This window comes from Cyanobium sp. T1B-Tous, from assembly GCF_024345475.1.
In the GTDB taxonomy this organism is placed as follows: domain Bacteria; phylum Cyanobacteriota; class Cyanobacteriia; order PCC-6307; family Cyanobiaceae; genus Cyanobium_A.
Genome location: NZ_JAGQBE010000057.1, coordinates 1 through 15,111, shown reverse-complemented (window position 1 = coordinate 15,111; position 15,111 = coordinate 1). Strand labels below are relative to the sequence as shown.

At 68.9% G+C, this 15,111-nt stretch carries 16 protein-coding genes; 11 read left to right on the top strand and 5 right to left on the bottom strand.

All coding sequences use genetic code 11. The features are described 5' to 3' along the window. The 6 genes from KBY71_RS11885 to KBY71_RS11860 form a co-directional block, all read left to right on the top strand. Positions 1-1,850, top strand: a 1,850-nt coding sequence (locus tag KBY71_RS11885; protein ID WP_254929117.1) for an NAD(P)H-quinone oxidoreductase subunit F, incomplete at its 5' end; no start/stop codon positions are given. Between the two features lie 2 nt (positions 1,851-1,852). Further along, positions 1,853-3,370, top strand: coding sequence for an NADH-quinone oxidoreductase subunit M (locus KBY71_RS11880; protein WP_254929116.1), 1,518 nt, complete (start codon positions 1,853-1,855; stop codon positions 3,368-3,370). A gap of 1 nt (position 3,371) precedes the next feature. Next, positions 3,372-4,514 (top strand): CO2 hydration protein, encoded by a 1,143-nt coding sequence (locus KBY71_RS11875; RefSeq protein WP_254929115.1) that lies wholly within the window; start codon positions 3,372-3,374, stop codon positions 4,512-4,514. Positions 4,515-4,524: 10 nt separating this feature from the next. Further along, entirely contained in the window at positions 4,525-4,782 is a 258-nt protein-coding gene (locus tag KBY71_RS11870) for a 4a-hydroxytetrahydrobiopterin dehydratase (RefSeq protein WP_254929114.1), read from the top strand. A gap of 82 nt (positions 4,783-4,864) precedes the next feature. Then, entirely contained in the window at positions 4,865-5,761 is an 897-nt protein-coding gene (gene cbbX, locus KBY71_RS11865) for a CbbX protein (RefSeq protein WP_254929119.1), read from the top strand. Positions 5,762-5,786: 25 nt separating this feature from the next. After that, entirely contained in the window at positions 5,787-6,287 is a 501-nt protein-coding gene (locus tag KBY71_RS11860) for a hypothetical protein (RefSeq protein ID WP_254929113.1), read from the top strand. Positions 6,288-6,308: 21 nt separating this feature from the next. Here the strand turns inward: KBY71_RS11860 and dnaA are convergent, their stop codons facing one another. After that, complete coding sequence (gene dnaA / locus KBY71_RS11855; protein WP_254929112.1) at positions 6,309-7,742, bottom strand: chromosomal replication initiator protein DnaA; 1,434 nt, start codon at positions 7,740-7,742, stop codon at positions 6,309-6,311. A gap of 96 nt (positions 7,743-7,838) precedes the next feature. On the opposite strand from dnaA, the gene KBY71_RS11850 reads away from it, so the two are divergent. Genes KBY71_RS11850 through KBY71_RS11840 form a run of 3 tightly spaced genes read left to right on the top strand, consistent with a single transcriptional unit; the run spans position 7,839 to position 10,266 of the window. Next, positions 7,839-8,963 (top strand): trypsin-like peptidase domain-containing protein, encoded by a 1,125-nt coding sequence (locus KBY71_RS11850; protein WP_261354810.1) that lies wholly within the window; start codon positions 7,839-7,841, stop codon positions 8,961-8,963. Beyond that, a complete protein-coding gene (locus KBY71_RS11845) occupies positions 8,960-9,577 on the top strand; it encodes a TIGR04282 family arsenosugar biosynthesis glycosyltransferase (protein WP_315858556.1) in 618 nt (205 codons plus the stop codon). The genes KBY71_RS11850 and KBY71_RS11845 overlap by 4 nt, the downstream gene beginning before the upstream one ends. Beyond that, on the top strand, positions 9,568-10,266 hold the full coding sequence (locus KBY71_RS11840) for a TIGR04283 family arsenosugar biosynthesis glycosyltransferase (RefSeq protein WP_254929110.1): 699 nt from the start codon (positions 9,568-9,570) through the stop codon (positions 10,264-10,266). The genes KBY71_RS11845 and KBY71_RS11840 overlap by 10 nt, the downstream gene beginning before the upstream one ends. Here the strand turns inward: KBY71_RS11840 and KBY71_RS11835 are convergent. Beyond that, the gene (locus tag KBY71_RS11835; protein ID WP_254929109.1) at positions 10,263-10,751 is read right to left on the bottom strand and encodes a GNAT family N-acetyltransferase; all 489 of its coding nucleotides are present in this window, start codon (positions 10,749-10,751) and stop codon (positions 10,263-10,265) included. The two genes, KBY71_RS11840 and KBY71_RS11835, sit on opposite strands and share 4 nt — an antisense overlap. Before the next feature lie 37 nt (positions 10,752-10,788). Between KBY71_RS11835 and KBY71_RS11830 the strand changes: the two genes are divergently transcribed. After that, positions 10,789-11,571 (top strand): alpha/beta fold hydrolase, encoded by a 783-nt coding sequence (locus KBY71_RS11830; protein ID WP_254929108.1) that lies wholly within the window; start codon positions 10,789-10,791, stop codon positions 11,569-11,571. 21 nt (positions 11,572-11,592) lie between these two features. On the opposite strand, the gene KBY71_RS11825 is transcribed toward KBY71_RS11830, so the two are convergent. Further along, positions 11,593-13,392, bottom strand: a complete 1,800-nt coding sequence (locus KBY71_RS11825) for an ABC transporter ATP-binding protein (protein WP_254929107.1) — start codon at positions 13,390-13,392, stop codon at positions 11,593-11,595. Then, on the bottom strand, positions 13,392-14,039 hold the full coding sequence (gene hisG / locus KBY71_RS11820) for an ATP phosphoribosyltransferase (RefSeq protein WP_254929106.1): 648 nt from the start codon (positions 14,037-14,039) through the stop codon (positions 13,392-13,394). The genes KBY71_RS11825 and hisG overlap by 1 nt, the downstream gene beginning before the upstream one ends. Positions 14,040-14,068: 29 nt before the next feature. Here hisG and gloB point away from each other — a divergent pair, with 29 nt between their 5' ends. Beyond that, positions 14,069-14,812, top strand: a complete 744-nt coding sequence (gene gloB, locus KBY71_RS11815; RefSeq protein ID WP_254929105.1) for a hydroxyacylglutathione hydrolase — start codon at positions 14,069-14,071, stop codon at positions 14,810-14,812. On the opposite strand, the gene KBY71_RS11810 is transcribed toward gloB, so the two are convergent. Beyond that, the coding region (locus KBY71_RS11810) for a TOBE domain-containing protein (RefSeq protein WP_254929104.1) at positions 14,809-15,111 on the bottom strand (303 nt) is incomplete at its 5' end. The genes gloB and KBY71_RS11810 overlap by 4 nt on opposite strands.

Here is a 15,111-nt window from a genome sequence, read left to right as displayed (position 1 = left end):
TGCCACTTCCGATCCAACTCGCCTGGTTGCTCCCCCTGTACGGGTTCTGCGGCATGGTGTTGTCCCTGCCCTGGGCCGCCGGATGGATCAAGCGGAATGGCCCCCGTCCGGCGGCCTACCTCAACCTGCTGGTCACCCTGCTGGCGGTGGCGCACAGCTCCCTGATCCTCCAGCAGGTGTGGATCCTGGGTCCCCAGCATCTGGAATTTCCCTGGTTCCAGGCGGCGGATCTCAACCTCCGCATCGGGTTCGATCTCTCCCTCACCAACCTGGCGGCGTTGGAGCTGGTGACCTCCATGAGCCTGGTCTGCCAGGTGTTCGCCCTGGGCTATCTCGACAAGGAGTGGTCGTTGGCCCGCTTCTATGCCCTGGTGGGCTTTTTCGAGGGGGCCATGAGCGGCGTGGTGCTGAGCAGCAACCTGTTCATGAGCTATTTCCTGCTGGAGATGCTCACCCTCTCCACCTATTTACTGGTGGGCTTCTGGTATGCCCAGCCCCTGGTGGTGACGGCGGCCCGTGATGCCTTCCTCACCAAGCGCGTTGGCGATGTGCTGTTGCTGATGGGGGTGGTGGCGCTGTCGGCCTGGGCCGGCTCGATGGAATTCAACGATCTCTACGCCTGGGCCGCCGAGGCCCGGGAGCAGCAGCTGATCACCCCCCTGGCCGGCACGTTGCTGGCTCTGGGCTTGATTGCTGGGCCGATGGGCAAGTGCGCCCAGTTCCCGATGCATCTCTGGCTGGATGAGGCAATGGAGGGCCCCAACCCCGCCTCGATCCTGCGGAATTCGGTGGTGGTGACCTGCGGCGCCATCGTGCTGATGAAGCTGATGCCGATCGTGGCCCTCTCCCCCCTGGCGACGCAGGTGTTGCTGGCGGTGGGCACGATCAGTGCGGTGGGTGGGGCCCTGGTGGCCCTGGCCCAGGTGGATCTCAAGCGGGCCTTCAGTTACTCCACCACCTCCTATCTCGGCCTGGTGTTCATCTCCATTGCCCTGCAACGTCCTGGCATCGCCCTGCTGCTGTTGTTTGCCCATGGCCTGGCCCGGGCGCTGCAGTTCATGAGTGTGGGCAGCATCATCGCCACCACCAATTGCCAGGACCTGACCGAACTGGGTGGCCTGGGCACCCGCATGCCCGCCACCAGCATGGCCTTCCTGCTGGGCAGTGCCGGTCTGTTGGGGCTGCTGCCCCTCGGGGGCTTCTGGTGTATGGGGCTGATGGTGGAGGGCCTGCGTTTCGAAGCGCCACTCTTCGCCCTGGTGTTCCTGCTCACCAATCTGCTGGCCGCCGCCAACGTCACCCGGGTTTACCGCTCGGTGTTCCTGGGCCCGGTGCGTCCCAAGACCAAGCGGGCCCCCGAGGTCAACTGGTGGATGGCGCTGCCGATGGTGAGCCTCTCGGTGCTGGTGGTGCTGCTGCCTTGGATCATGCAGCGCATTGATCCGGTGCCCGGCATTGCCGCCTTCTCCCTGCCGGTGGGTGTGGCGGTGGCCGGCAGCGGCCTGGTGGGTCTGCTGATCGGCTCTGTGGTGCGCCTCGATCAGTTCTGGTCGCGCTCCACCCAGCCCACCCTGCGGGTGCTGCAGGATCTGCTCGCCTACGACTTCTACACACCGGAGATTTACAAGCGCACGATCGTCTTCCTGGTGGCGTCCCTGGCCCGCCTCACCCGTTGGTTTGACATCACCGTGATCAAGGGGCTGGTGGACGGGGTGGGTCGCCTGTCGCTCACCACGGCCGAAGGACTCAAGCTCAGCATCAGCGGTCAACTGCAGAGCTACGTGCTCACCGTGATCATGGCGATCGTGCTGCTGCTGGTTTCGCTCCAGGTGTGGCGGGGAGCGGTCTGACCATGCTGCTCACCAGCCTGCTGCTGATTCCCTTCGCCGGAAGCCTGGCCTTGCTGCTCTGGCCCGGTGGCCCCAGCCCATCGCGGATGCGCCTGATCGCGATCGCCATTCTGGTGCTGCAGCTGGGGGTGAGCCTGGCGGTGGCGCTGGCCTTCGATCCGGCCCAGGCCGGCATGCAGTTGCAGGTGCGCCATGCCTGGGTGCCAGGCATCGGCCTCGACTACGCCCTGGGGGTGGATGGTCTGTCGCTGCCGTTGGTGCTGATCAACGCCGCCCTCACCCTGGTGTCGGCGGTGATTACCCGCGACATCGACAAACGGCCGCGCATCTACTTCGCCATGCTGCTGCTGATCAGCGGTGCGGTGAACGGCGCTTTCCTGTCGGAAAATCTGCTGCTGTTTTTCCTCTTCTATGAGCTGGAGCTGATCCCGCTCTGGTTGCTGGTGTCGGTGTGGGGCGGGGTCAACCGGGCCTATGCGGCCACCAAATTCCTGATCTTCACGGCCGTTTCCGGCATGTTGATTCTGGGGGCCTTCCTGGGGCTGGCCCTGCTCACCGGCACGGTGGACTTCAGTCTCACCCCCGTACTCAGCGAGCGCCTGGCCATGGGCGGCCAGCTGTGGCTGCTGGGGGCGTTGCTGATCGGTTTCGGCATCAAGATCCCGCTGGTGCCCCTGCACAACTGGCTGCCCGACACCCACACCCAGGCCTCCACACCGGTGTCGGTGCTGCTAGCGGGGGTGCTGCTCAAGTTGGGCACCTACGGCATGCTGCGCTTCGGCCTGCAGCTCTTCCCCGAGGCCTGGGCGAAGCTGGCGCCGGTGCTGGCGATCTGGGCGGCGATCTCCGTGCTCTATGGCTCGCTGGCGGCCATTGCCCAGACGGACATGAAACGGATGGTGGCCTACAGCTCGGTGGGCCACATGGGCTACGTGCTGCTGGCCGCTGCCGCCGATACGCCGGTGAGTCTGCTGGGGGCCGTGTTCCAGATGGTGAGCCACGGCCTGATCTCGGCCCTGCTGTTCCTGTTGGTGGGGATCGTGTATCGCAAGACGGGCACCCGCGATCTGGAGGTGCTGCGCGGCCTGCTCAACCCCGAAAAGGGCCTGCCCTTCACCGGCTCGCTGATGATTGTGGCCGTGATGGCCAGCGCCGGCCTGCCCGGCATGGCCGGTTTCATCTCGGAGTTTCTGGTGTTCCGCGGCAGCATTGGCGTCTTTCCGGTGGCGACGTTGCTGTCGATGGTGGGTTCTGGTCTCACCGCCGTGTATTTCCTGTTGCTGGTGAACCGGGCCTTCTTTGGTCGGTTGGCGATCACCCCCCCCAGCGCTGATCCGGTGGCCGATGGGCGCCTGGATGTGCAGCTGGCCCCGGTGGCGCCGCGCGAAACGATTCCGGCCGTCGCCCTGGCGGCGGCTGTGGTGCTGCTCGGTCTGTGGCCCAGCAGCCTGGGCCGGCTGAGTGAGGTGGCCACCAGCGCCCTGGCCAGGCTCACGGCGATCCCGGGGGGGGTGGGCTGAGATGCCGATCGTTTCCGCCGAGCTGGTGCATGCCAACCTCTCGATCGAACGGGAGGAGGTGCAGCGCCGTCTGCTGGCCGGTGAAACCCTGCTGGGCGAGAGCGCCGACCACCTGGTGGAGGTGGTGGATGTGCTCAAGAGCTATGGCGAGGTGCTGGATGCCTACAGCATCAACCTGATCTACCAGGCCGAGCAGCAATTCCTCAATCCATTTCCGATCTTCAAATACCTCGATGGGGATCTGAATCCCGCCAAGATCTGGCGCCATCTCAACCACGACCGCATCAACTTCGAGTACGCGGAGTACTGCCAGAAGGCGATGTTCTGGCATGCCACCGGCGGCATGGATGCCTACTTCGATTCCGAGGCTTTTGCCGCCAATTGCAGGAGCATCATTGCGGCCAAGAGCCGGCGCGATCCCCTGCTGGCGATCCTCAACCCGCTGTTCCCCGGCTTTCTGCCGGAGCTGATCCGCTCGGCGGCCACCACCCATGCCCTGGGTCAGTTCTGGCGCGTGATGAGCGATTTGTTCTTGGATCTGGCCGTCGCCGAAGCGGATGGCCGGGTGCGCAGCATCGCCGCTGTGGTGGAGTTCATTAAGGATGGTTTGGTGGCGGCCGCCGCCAATCCGATCCGCTATGGCGTGGAGGTGGGCGGCCAGACCTACTGGGTGCTGCCTCCGGAGGCGGAGCTCACCTTCCTCGTGGATGTGGCGGTGCCCTATGTGGAAGCGGTGTTCCTGCGCGGCATGCCCTTCCTGGGCACCGTGAGCTTCAACGCCCAGGCCCAGCAGATCTCGCCGGATCAGGCCCAGTTCACCTACGGGGCGCTCTATGCCGATCCCCTGCCGAGCATGGGGGCTGGCATCCCGCCCAGCCTGCTGATGCAGGACATGTACCGCCACCTGCCGGAGCGGTTGCACCAGTGGTATCTGGAGCGCACCCGGGGTGAGGGCGACGTGCGCGTGAAGATCTGCATGAGCTTCCAGAAGTCGATGTTCTGCGTCACCAACGCCGCCATCAATGGCACCATGCCCCACCCGCTGGACAGCAGCGATCCGGAGGCCCGGGCGGCCAACGCGGCCTATGCCGGCTCCTGGGCCCAGCGCCTGGGCATCGCCCGCACCGATTGCTTGGAGGCGTAGCGTCGAAGCCATGGATCAAGCCTGGATTGCCCGCCCCAAGCCCGATCAGCCCGAGCGGCTCGAGCGGCGGCTGGAATTTGATGACTACGCCACCACCCGCGACTTTCTGGAGCGGCTCAATGCCCTCTGCGAGGAGCAGCAGCGTTTCCCCGACATCAGTTTCGGCCGCACCTACGTGAACCTCACCTTGCGAGCCGAGGCTGAGGACAGCCCGATCGGCGAGCCCGAGTGGGCCTTCTCTGCGGCGATCGATGCCCTGATTGCCTGACACCGCCATGGGCCTTCCCGCTGACAGCTCCGCCGACAGCCCCCCAGACAGCCCTGTAGACAGTTCAACAGACAGCACCGTGATCGACCTGAAGGCCGCCTATGAGGGGGCTGGCATTCAGGCGATGCTCGACCAACTCGACCGGGAGCTGATCGGCCTGCGGCCCGTGAAGGCCCGCATCCGCGAGATCGCGGCCCTGTTGGTGGTGGATCGGGCGCGCCAGCAGGTGGGTCTGGACACCACCCCGCCCAGCCTGCACATGTCCTTCACCGGGCGGCCCGGCACGGGGAAGACCACCGTGGCGGAACGGATGAGCAAGATCCTGCACGGGTTGGGCTACGTGCGCAAAGGCCATGTGGTGACGGCCACCCGCGATGACCTGGTGGGGCAGTACATCGGCCACACCGCTCCCAAGACCCGGGAGATGCTCAAGAAGGCGATGGGCGGCGTGCTGTTCATCGATGAGGCTTACTACCTCTACCGACCGGAAAACGAGCGGGATTACGGGGCCGAGGCCATCGAAATCCTGTTGCAGGTGATGGAGAGCAACCGGGACGACCTCGTGGTGATCTTCGCCGGCTACAAGGATCGGATGGATGTGTTCTACCAGTCGAATCCGGGGCTGTCGTCGCGGGTGGCGAACCACATCGATTTCCCCGACTACAGCGCCGATGAGCTGCTGGCGATTGCCCGCTTGGTGCTGGCCGCCGAGAACTACCGCTTCAGCGACGAGGCCACCGCTGCCTTCTCGGACTACATCCAGCGGCGGATGCAGCTGCCGTTCTTCGCCAATGCCCGCTCGATCCGCAATGCCATCGACCGGGCTCGGATGCGGCAGGCCAATCGCCTGTTCAGCCGCATCGGCACCTTGCCGATCACCAAGCGCGATCTGATGACGATCGAGGCCGAGGACATCACCGCCAGCCGCGTGTTTGCCGGGGAGGTGGAGGGACTGGATCCGGCCCGCCCCCTCACTTAGGGTCTGGGCAGTGTTCCCCTGGACGATGCCCTCAGCACCGCTTGCCTCCGCAATTCTGAAAGCCTCCACCCTGCTGGCCGCGAGCCTCACGGTTGGGGTGGGCGTTGCGGGCCTGTCCGCCAACGCCGCGCCCACCTGCACCTTCCTGCAGCCGGTGGGCGGCAATGGCACCTCGCCGATCGTGTCGAAGTCGGTGGGGCGGGGCAAGCTGATCGGCAACACCAACTGGAACACCGATTTCTTCGTGAGCCAGCCCTACACCAGTTACAAGTTTTTCTTCACCGCCAACTCCTCCGACGCCAAAGCCCAATACCCGGTGGAGGGCTACATGAAGTTCAGTGATGGCTCCAACCTGCAGATGTTCAACACCCTGATGAACCCGCCGATGGGCACCGGCAAGATGTTTGGTCCGTTTGCGGCGGTGCCGGGCAAGCAGACCACCCAGATGAACTTCAAGGTGGGAGCCAGCAACGACCCCGGCGCCCTGGGCTTCAGCTACCGGATCTCCGTGCAGGGCTGCCGCTGAGCCGGTTGCCCCTAAGGGCCATCAGCGCCGCTTGCGGGAATCGATCTGCAGCAGGTCACGCACCTGCTGCACCTGGCGGGAGAGGACCGGGTCACTGTTGAGTTTGCGGTCGATCTGCTCGACGGCGTACATCACGGTGGAGTGATCCTTGCCTCCGAAGGCTTCGCCGATGCGCGGCAGGCTGAGGTTGGTGCTCTGGCGCATCAGATACATCCCCACCTGGCGGGCCTGGCTCACGGCCCGCTTGCGGCTGGCGCTGCGCATCTCCTCCACGCCCACCCCAAACACCTCGGCCACCTTCTCCATCACCTGGCTGGGTTTGACCTCCACGTCGCCGCCGGCGGGGTCGAGCATGGGTGCCACCGATTCCACCGTCATGGGCAGGCCGGTGATCGAGGCGAAGGCCACCGCCCGGGTGAGGGCCCCTTCGAGCTCGCGGATGTTGGAGGTGAAGCGGCCGGCGATGAACTGGATCAGGTCGCGGGGCAGCACCATCTGCTCCTGCTCGGCCTTCTTGTGCAGGATCGCCATGCGGGTTTCCAGGTCGGGCGCCTGGATGTCGGCGATCAGGCCCATGGAGAAGCGGGAGATCAGCCGTTCCTGCAGCCGGGGGATCTGGCTGGGGGGGCGGTCGGAGGCGATCACGATCTGGCGACCGGCCTCGTGCAGCGCGTTGAAGGTGTGGAAGAACTCCTCCTGGGTGTACTCCTTGCCCTCGATGAACTGGATGTCATCCACCAGGATCAGATCGGCGGCGCGGTAGCGGTCGCGGAAGGCCTGCATGCCGTCCTTGCGGATCGCCTGGATCAGGTCGTTGGTGAAGGTTTCGGTGCTCACGTAGAACACCCGCGCCTCGGGGTTGATCTCCAGGCGGTAGTGGCCGATCGCCTGCATCAGGTGGGTCTTGCCCAGGCCCACCCCGCCGCAGAGGAACAGGGGGTTGAACTCCCGGCCGGGGGCCTCGGCCACCGCCAGGGCCGCCGCGTGGGCCATCCGGCTGTTGGGCCCCACCACGAAGCGGTTGAACACGTAGCGGGGGTTGAGCCCCAGGGCGAGCTTGCGTGGCGTCTCCCCGGTGGCCCGCACGGCACCTTTGGGATTGGCAGGGCTGGCCGCCTGGCTGCCCGGGGCTGGCGGGGAGGCCACATGGCCATTGCCGGCCGGGGCGATGACGTCATCGCCGCTGGCGGCCGTGACCAGCACCTGCACCGGCCGTCCGGCGATCTCACTGGCGACGGCCTCAATGGTGCCGAGGTAGTTCTTGCGCAGCCAGCCGCAGGCAAAGCTGTTGGGCGCTTCGAGCTGGAGCTGATCCGCGCTGAAGCTCTCGCAGCGGGCGGGCCGGATCCAGGTTTCGAAGGTGGGTTTGCTGAGGTTGGCCTGAAGGGCCTGCTGAACCTGGTGCCACAGCTCGTCTCCCTGCTGCGTCGATCGCTGCACCGATCCCTGCTGCACCGACCGCGCCGACTCGTGGGTGCCGAATCTACGCGTGGCTTTGCGGCCAGTCCGTCTTTAATGAACGGATTCAGACCTGGCCTCCATCCAGCTCCCATGCCGCGCCGTTTCCCCCCTCGTCGAGTCGCGCTGATCACCCCCGTGGCCTTGCTACTGGTGGGGTGCAGCCAGGGCCTGCCCGGGCTGCCGGGTCGCAGTGGTGCCCAGACGCCGATCAGCGACGCGGCCCCCACCCCGCCGCTGCAGCAGGGCAACACCCTGATCGTGGATGCGGTGGCCAAGGTGGGGCCTGCGGTGGTGCGGATCGACACCGTCAAGCGGATGGTGAACCCCCTGGGCGGTCTGTTTGGCAGCGGGCCCACGATCCAGCAGCAGCAGGGCCAGGGTTCGGGCTTCATCACCCGCTCCGATGGGGTGCTGCTCACCAACGCCCACGTGGTGGAGGGGGCCAGTGAGGTGACCGTGACCCTGCCCGATGGCCGCAGCTTCACCGGCAAGGTGCTCGGCAGTGATCCCCTCACCGACGTCGCCGTGGTGAAGGTGGTGGCCAGCAAGCTGCCGGTGGCCCCCCTGGGTGATTCCGCCAAGGTGCGGCCCGGGGAGTGGGCTATCGCCATCGGCAATCCCCTCGGCCTCGACAACACGGTGACCGCCGGGATCATCAGCGCCATCCAGCGCACCAATGCGGTGGGCGAGGGCCAGCGGGTGCCCTACATCCAGACCGACGCCGCCGTGAACCCCGGCAACAGCGGCGGGCCGCTGATCAATGACCGCGGTCAGGTGATTGGCATCAACACGGCGATTCGCCAGGCGCCGGGCGCGGGGCTGAGCTTCGCGATCCCGATCAATGTGGCGCGCCAGATCGCCTCCCAGATCCTGGAGAAGGGGGCGGCCAGCCACCCCTACATCGGCGTGCGCCTGCAGGCGCTGACGCCCCAACTGGCCCGGGAGATCAACGCCAGCACCGATGAATGCCGCCTGCCCGAGGTGAATGGGGTGGTGGTGGTGGAGGTGATGCCGGGCAGCCCGGCCGCCAAGGGGGGGCTCAAGCCCTGTGACCTGATCGACCAGGTGGGTGGCAAGGCGGTGAAGAACCCCTCGGAGGTGCAGCTGGCCGTGGACCAGGGTCGGGTGGGCCAGGCGCTGGGGGTGTCGCTGCGGCGCGGTGACCAGCGCTTGACCCTCGAGGTGAAGCCGGCGGAATTGCCGCGCCAGGGGTGAGGCGATCCGGCAGGGGCCAGCTGGTGGTGATGGCCCGCTGGCCCGCTCCAGGCCGCTGCAAGCGCCGCCTGGCCAGCAGCCTGGGGGCGGCAGCGGCGGCTCGGATTCAGGCGCGGCTGACACGCCACACCCTGGCGGTCGCCCGCCGCGTGTCCAGCCAGCTGGGCCTCGAGCTGGTGCTGGCCGTCGATGGGTTGGGCCCGAGGGCGGCCCGCCGCTGGGGGGGTGCCCTGGGGGCCGACCGCTGCCTGCTGCAGGGCCAGGGCGGCCTGGGGTTGCGGATGCACCGCCAGTTTCTGCGGGCGGCGGCCGAGGGGGCCGGGCGGGTGGTGGTGATCGGCAGTGATCTGCCCCGGCTGGAGGGTGGCGATCTGGCGGCGGCCTTCGAGGCCCTGAACCGCCGGCCCGCGGTGCTGGGGCCGGCCGACGATGGCGGCTACTGGCTGCTCGGCCTGCGCCGGCCGGATCCCTGGCTGCTGGCCGGGATGGCCTGGGGCTCGGCCCAGGTGCTGGCGCAGACCCTGGCGGTGATGGCCCACCGGGGCGTGGAGCCGGCGCTGCTGCCCTGGCGGGGCGATCTCGACCGGGGCGAGGACCTGCGGCCGTGGCGCTGAGGCCGCCCCCGATCTCCGTGGTGATCGCCGCCCGCAACGAGGCGCCGCGGTTGCCGGCGCTGCTGGCCGATCTGGCCGCTGCTCCGGAGCTGATTGCGGAGGTGCTGGTGGTGGATGGGGCCAGCGGGGATGCCACCCGTCGGGTGGCGGCCCTGGCCGGGGCGCGGGTGTTGGGGAGTGCCCCCGGTCGGGGCCTGCAGCTGGCCCACGGGATCAGCTGCAGCAGCGGCTCCTGGCTGTGGCTGCTGCATGCCGATGCCCGGCTGGAGGCCGGCTGGCGCCCGGCCGTGGCGACGGCCCTGGGGCTGCCGGAGGCCGCCTGGTACAGCCACCTGGCCATCGATGGCTCCCACCCCGCCCTGCGGCTGGTGGAGTGGGCGGTGGCCTGGCGCAGCCGCTGGCGCCAGCTCCCCTATGGCGACCAGGGCCTGCTGCTGCCGCGGCCGCTGCTGGATCGGGCCGGAGGGCTGGCTCCGCTGCCGCTGATGGAAGACCTCGACCTGGTGCAGCGCCTGCAGCCGCACACCCGCCTGCGGCCCCTGCAGGCCCGGCTGCGGGTGGATGGCCGGCGCTGGCGGGCCCTGGGGATCGGCCAGACGGCCCTGGCGAATGCCCGGCTGCGGCGCGCCTGGCGGCGGGGTGTGCCCGCCGAGGCGCTGGCGGCGCGCTACTACGGAGCTGCCGATTAGGGCGCGTACCAGAAGGCGCAGCGGCGCTGCAGCGGCTCCAGTTCCCAGCCCTGGGCGGCGTAGAAGGCCACCACCTCGGGGTCGGCGAACAGGCTCACCCGATCCACCTCCATCGTGCGCAGCTGGTCGAGCACGTAGACCATCAGCTGCTTGCCCAGCCCGGCCCCCTGGTAGAGGGGATGGACGGCCACATCCCAGACGGTGGCCTCCACCACGCCATCGCCGGTGCAGCGGGCGAAGCCCACCAGCTTGGGCAGGCGCGGGTCGTGGCGCCACAGGCCCACGCGCAGCAGGCTGTGTTGCAGGGCCTTGCGCACCCGGCGCAGGGGCCGGCGGCTCCAGCCCACCGCATCACAGAGCTGCTCCAGCTCGATCAGGTCGATCTCCCGATCCCGGCTCAGCACCAGGCTGAGTTCGGGGTTGGGGGTGGGGCAGAGCCGGTGCTGCTCCCCGTAGAGGCTGGTGAGGAGCTCGGCCGGGGCCACGACTGCCGCGTGCAACGCAATGGCACGATCCTGCCCGATGGCCGCCCAGGCCCGCGACCCGTGGGCCAGCCTGGAGACTCCTGAGCCCCGATCCCTGGCCCACGCCGCTTCACCGCCCCTGTTGGTGGCCCTGCATGGCTGGTTGCTGGCGGGGCGGCTGTGGACGCCCCTGGCCGAGGCCCTGGCGCCTGACTGGGAGCTCTGGGCCCCGGATCTGCCCGGCTTCGGCACGCGGGAGCGTCCCCGGGGCCTGCACGCCAGCCTGGCCAGCTACGGCCGCTGGCTGGCCCAGGCGGCCCGGGAGCAGGCGGGAGAGCGGCCGATCGTGCTGATGGGCCACTCCCTGGGGGGCAGCGTCGCCCTGCACGCCGCGCCCCACCTGGGCGATCAGCTGGTGGGCCTGGTGCAGATCGCCGCCGGTGGGGGGGTGTACCAGCCCCGCGCCTTTGCCCAGGTGCGGCGGGGTGGGGCCCTGTTTCTGCGCTGGCGGCCGGGCTGGCTGGCCGAGCTGCCGGGCACTGATCCTCTGCGCAGCCCCCTGCTGGCCGAGCGTCGCGCCGCCCAGGGGCTGCTGGCCTGCAGCACCAACCGGGGTGCGGTGCGCCAGATTCCCCAGCTCACCGCCCAGCTGCAGGTGCCCAGCCTCTGGATCGCCGGCAGCCGCGACCAGGTGATGGAGCCCCGCTACGTGCGCCACCTGGCCGGTTACGCCGCCCAGCACCAAGTCGTGGAACTGGAGGGGGTGGGGCACCTGCCCATGCGTCAGAGGCCGGCCCAACTCGCCGGGGTGCTCCGTCCCTGGCTGGAACAGCTCGGCTGAGCTCGGCTGAGCTCGGCTGAGTTAGAGGGCCGCGAGGCCGCGCTCCTGCAGGTCGGCCAGCTGGGCGTACACCCCGCCGGCCTGGCGCAGTTCGGTGTGGGTGCCCTGCTCGATCAGGTGGCCCTTGCGCAGCACCAGGATGCGATCGGAGGCCTCCACCGTGGCCAGGCGGTGGGCGATCACGATGGCCGTGCGCTGCTGGAGCAGGCGCGAGAGGTCGCGCTGCAGGGTGGCCTCGGTGGAGGGGTCCATGAAGGCGGTGGCTTCATCCATCACCAGCACCGAGGGGTCGCGGATCGCCACCCGGGCCACCGAGAGCAGCTGGCGCTCGCCGGAGGAGAGGTTGCCGCCCCGTTCGCGCAGCTCGGTGGCCAGGCCATCGGGGAGACGCCGCAGCAACGGCTCCAGACCCAGCTCGGCGCAGAGCTTCTGCAGATCGTCGCTGCTGATCGGCGCATCGAGGCGCAGGTTGTCGGCCACGTTGCCGCTGAACAGAAACGTGTCCTGCAGCACCACCCCGAGCCGCTGGCGCAGGGTGGGAATGGGCAGCTGGCGGATGTCGACCCCATCCAGCAGGATCCGGCCCTGCTGGGGTTCGTAGAGCCGGCACAGCAGACGGATCACGGTGGTTTTGCCGGAACCGGTGGGGCCGACCAGGGCCACGTGTTCGCCGGGGCCGATCCGGAAGGACAGGTTGGTGAGGATCGGGTCGTCGTCCCGGTAGGCAAAGCTGACGTTCTCGAACACCACCTCGCCGGCACTGGCGCGTTCACTGCCGCTCTGAATCGCCGCCGCCGTGCGCTCGCTGGAGGGCAGCTCGGCGATCTCGATGGGCTGCTCCAGCAGTTCGCCGATGCGCTCAACGGCGGTGAGGCCGCCCTGGATCTGGGTGAAGCGCTCTGCCAGCTGGCGCAGGGGGTCGAAGAGGCGCTGGGAATAGAGGATGAAGGTGGTGAGCGTGCCCAGGCCCATGGCGCTGCCGAGCACCATCCAGCCCCCGAGGGCCAGCACCACGGCCACGGCGCTGAGGGCCACCCACTCGATGAAGGCCGAGATGGCGCTGTCGTAGAGGATCGTGCCCGTCACCGCTTCGCGGTAGGCCGTGGTGACGCGGGAGAAGCGGGCACTGTTGGTGGCCTCCCGGCGGAACATCTGCACCACCTCCAGGCCCTGCAGGTTTTCCTGCAGGTCGGCGTTGAGCTGGCTGAGCTCTTCGCGCACCCGGTAGTTGGCCGTGCGGTAGCGGCCCTGCAGCCAGAGGATGCCGAGCACCACCGGCACCTGGCTCACCAGCAGCAGCAGGCCCAGGCGCCATTCGATCGAGATCATCGTGGCCGCGATCACCAGCAGGGTCACGAGGTCGGCGAGCACCCCCACGGCGCCGCTGCCGAACACCTCGGCCAGGGCGTCCACATCACTGGTGAGCCGGGTGAGCAGCTTGCCCACGGGCGTGCGGTCGTGGAACCGCAAGGACAGCGCCATGGCGTGGGCGAACAGGTCGTTGCGGATGCGGGCGGTGAGCCGCTGGCCCACGGCCTGGACGTTGAAGGTTTGGATGCCCTGCAGGCCGAGGCGCAGCAGCACCGCCAGCAACAGCAGCAACACCAGCTGCTGGAGCGCCGCCGGCACCGACATGCCGTTGAGCCAGCCCAGGGTGGGCTCGCGCCGCAGCACGGCGATCGCCTGGCCCACCAGCAGGGGCTGCACCGCGGCGGCGAAGGCCACCGGGATCAACAGCAGCAGGGTGAGGCCGAGGCGGCGGCGGTCCTTGCCCAGGTAGGGCAACAGGCGTGCCAGGCGTTGCCTGTCGAGGCGGGCCATCAGCGGCTCCGCTGCGGCACCGCCACCCCGAGGCGATCCACCAGGCCCTGGAGCACGCCGTCATCGAGGCGCAGGGCCAGGGGGTGGCCCACCAGTCGGGCGGTGCTGTGGAACAGATCTTCGATGGCGATCAGGCCGTTTTCCTCGAGGGTGCGGCCGGTGGCCACCAGATCCACGATCGCCTCACTCATGCCGGTGATCGGGCCGAGCTCCACCGATCCGGCCAGGTGAATCAGCTCCACCGGCAGATCGAGGGCATCAAAGAAGGCCTGGGCGCAGCCGGTGAACTTGCTGGCCACGCGGCAGTGGGCCGGCAGGTCTGCCGCCCGGCGGTAGCCGCTGCTGGCCTTCACGGCCACGCTCATGCGGCAGCCGCCGAAGCCCAGATCGAGCAGCTGGGCCACCGGCAGCTGGTGTTCGCGGATCACGTCGTAGCCCACCACGCCGAGCTGGGCCTGGCCGTAGGCCACATACACCGGCACGTCGGCGTTGCGCACCAGCAGGGCCCGGGCCTGGCCGCAGGCACTCGGCACCATCAGCTGGCGGTTGCCGGGTTCCAGCAGGGCCGAGAAGTCGAGGCCGGCGGCGGCGAAGCGGGCCACCGAATCCTTGAGCAGGGCGCCTTTGGCCAGGGCGACGGTGATCATGGGGGAACGCCTGAGGCTGGACTTTAACGATGCAGCAACTCCGCGTCGGCCTGATCCCGGTGCTGCACGACAACTACGTGTTTGTGCTCCAGCGCGAGGGCGAGGCCGCCGTGGTGGATCCGGCCGTGGCCGAGCCGGTGATCGCCGCCCTTGAGCAGCAGGGGCTGGAGCTGGTGGCGATCCTGCACACCCACCACCACAGCGACCACATCGGCGGCACCCCCGGGCTGCTGGCCCGCTGGCCCGGGGCGGCGGTGCTGGCCAGCCAAGAGGACCGCGCCCGGATCCCGCTGCAGACCCAGGGTGTGGCCGACGGCGACCGGTTTGCGCTGTTGGGGGAGCCGGTGGAGGTGCTCGCCGTGCCCGGTCACACCCGCGCCCACATCGCCTACCACCTGCCCGCCTCGGGCCATCTGTTCTGCGGCGACACCCTCTTTGCGGGGGGCTGCGGGCGCCTGTTTGAAGGCAGTGCGGCCCAGATGCGGGACTCCTTGCAGCGGTTGGCCGCCCTTCCCCCGGCCACCCGGGTGTGGTGCGCCCACGAGTACACCGAAGCGAACCTGCGCTGGGCCGCCGCCACCGTGGCCCCTGGTGATCCTTGCGCCGCGGCCATCGGCGAGCGCCTGGCTGCGGTGCGCCAGGCCCGGGCCCGGGGCGAGGCCACCATCCCCAGCACGGTGGAGCTAGAGCAGGCCACCAACCTGTTCGTGCGCGCCAGCAACGCGGAGCAGCTCGCCAGCTTGCGGGCCAGCAAGGACCACTGGGCGGGTTAGGCGGGGCCGGCGTCGAGTACGCGCAGCGGCTCGCGGGTGGGGAACAGGATGCCCGTGGACCCTGGGCGCAGGCTGAGCTGGCAGCGCTGACCGCGGCCGTATTCCGCCTCCAGGGGCAGCCGCAGCCGCAGCTTGAGGGTGCCGAGCTGCACCTGGTAGAGCCATTCCCGGCCCAGAAACTCGCGGCCCTGCACCCAGGCCTCGCCGTCCCCATCGGGGAGGAGGGCGATGGCCTCCGGGTTCACCAGCACCTCGAGGGGCTGCTCGCTTGGAGACAACGCCCCCTCGCTGCCGGCTAG

Bases quoted from the DNA above. Each gene is read 5' to 3' on its own strand.
- KBY71_RS11830 (WP_254929108.1), top strand. From the start codon at position 10,789: ATGGCCGCCCAGGCCCGCGACCCGTGGGCCAGCCTGGAGACTCCTGAG.
- KBY71_RS11870 (WP_254929114.1), top strand. From the start codon at position 4,525: ATGGATCAAGCCTGGATTGCCCGCCCCAAGCCCGATCAGCCCGAGCGG.
- KBY71_RS11850 (WP_261354810.1), top strand. From the start codon at position 7,839: ATGCCGCGCCGTTTCCCCCCTCGTCGAGTCGCGCTGATCACCCCCGTG.
- gloB (WP_254929105.1), top strand. From the start codon at position 14,069: ATGCAGCAACTCCGCGTCGGCCTGATCCCGGTGCTGCACGACAACTAC.
- KBY71_RS11875 (WP_254929115.1), top strand. From the start codon at position 3,372: ATGCCGATCGTTTCCGCCGAGCTGGTGCATGCCAACCTCTCGATCGAA.
- KBY71_RS11825 (WP_254929107.1), bottom strand. From the start codon at position 13,392: ATGGCCCGCCTCGACAGGCAACGCCTGGCACGCCTGTTGCCCTACCTG.
- KBY71_RS11860 (WP_254929113.1), top strand. From the start codon at position 5,787: ATGCCCTCAGCACCGCTTGCCTCCGCAATTCTGAAAGCCTCCACCCTG.
- KBY71_RS11880 (WP_254929116.1), top strand. From the start codon at position 1,853: ATGCTGCTCACCAGCCTGCTGCTGATTCCCTTCGCCGGAAGCCTGGCC.
- hisG (WP_254929106.1), bottom strand. From the start codon at position 14,039: ATGATCACCGTCGCCCTGGCCAAAGGCGCCCTGCTCAAGGATTCGGTG.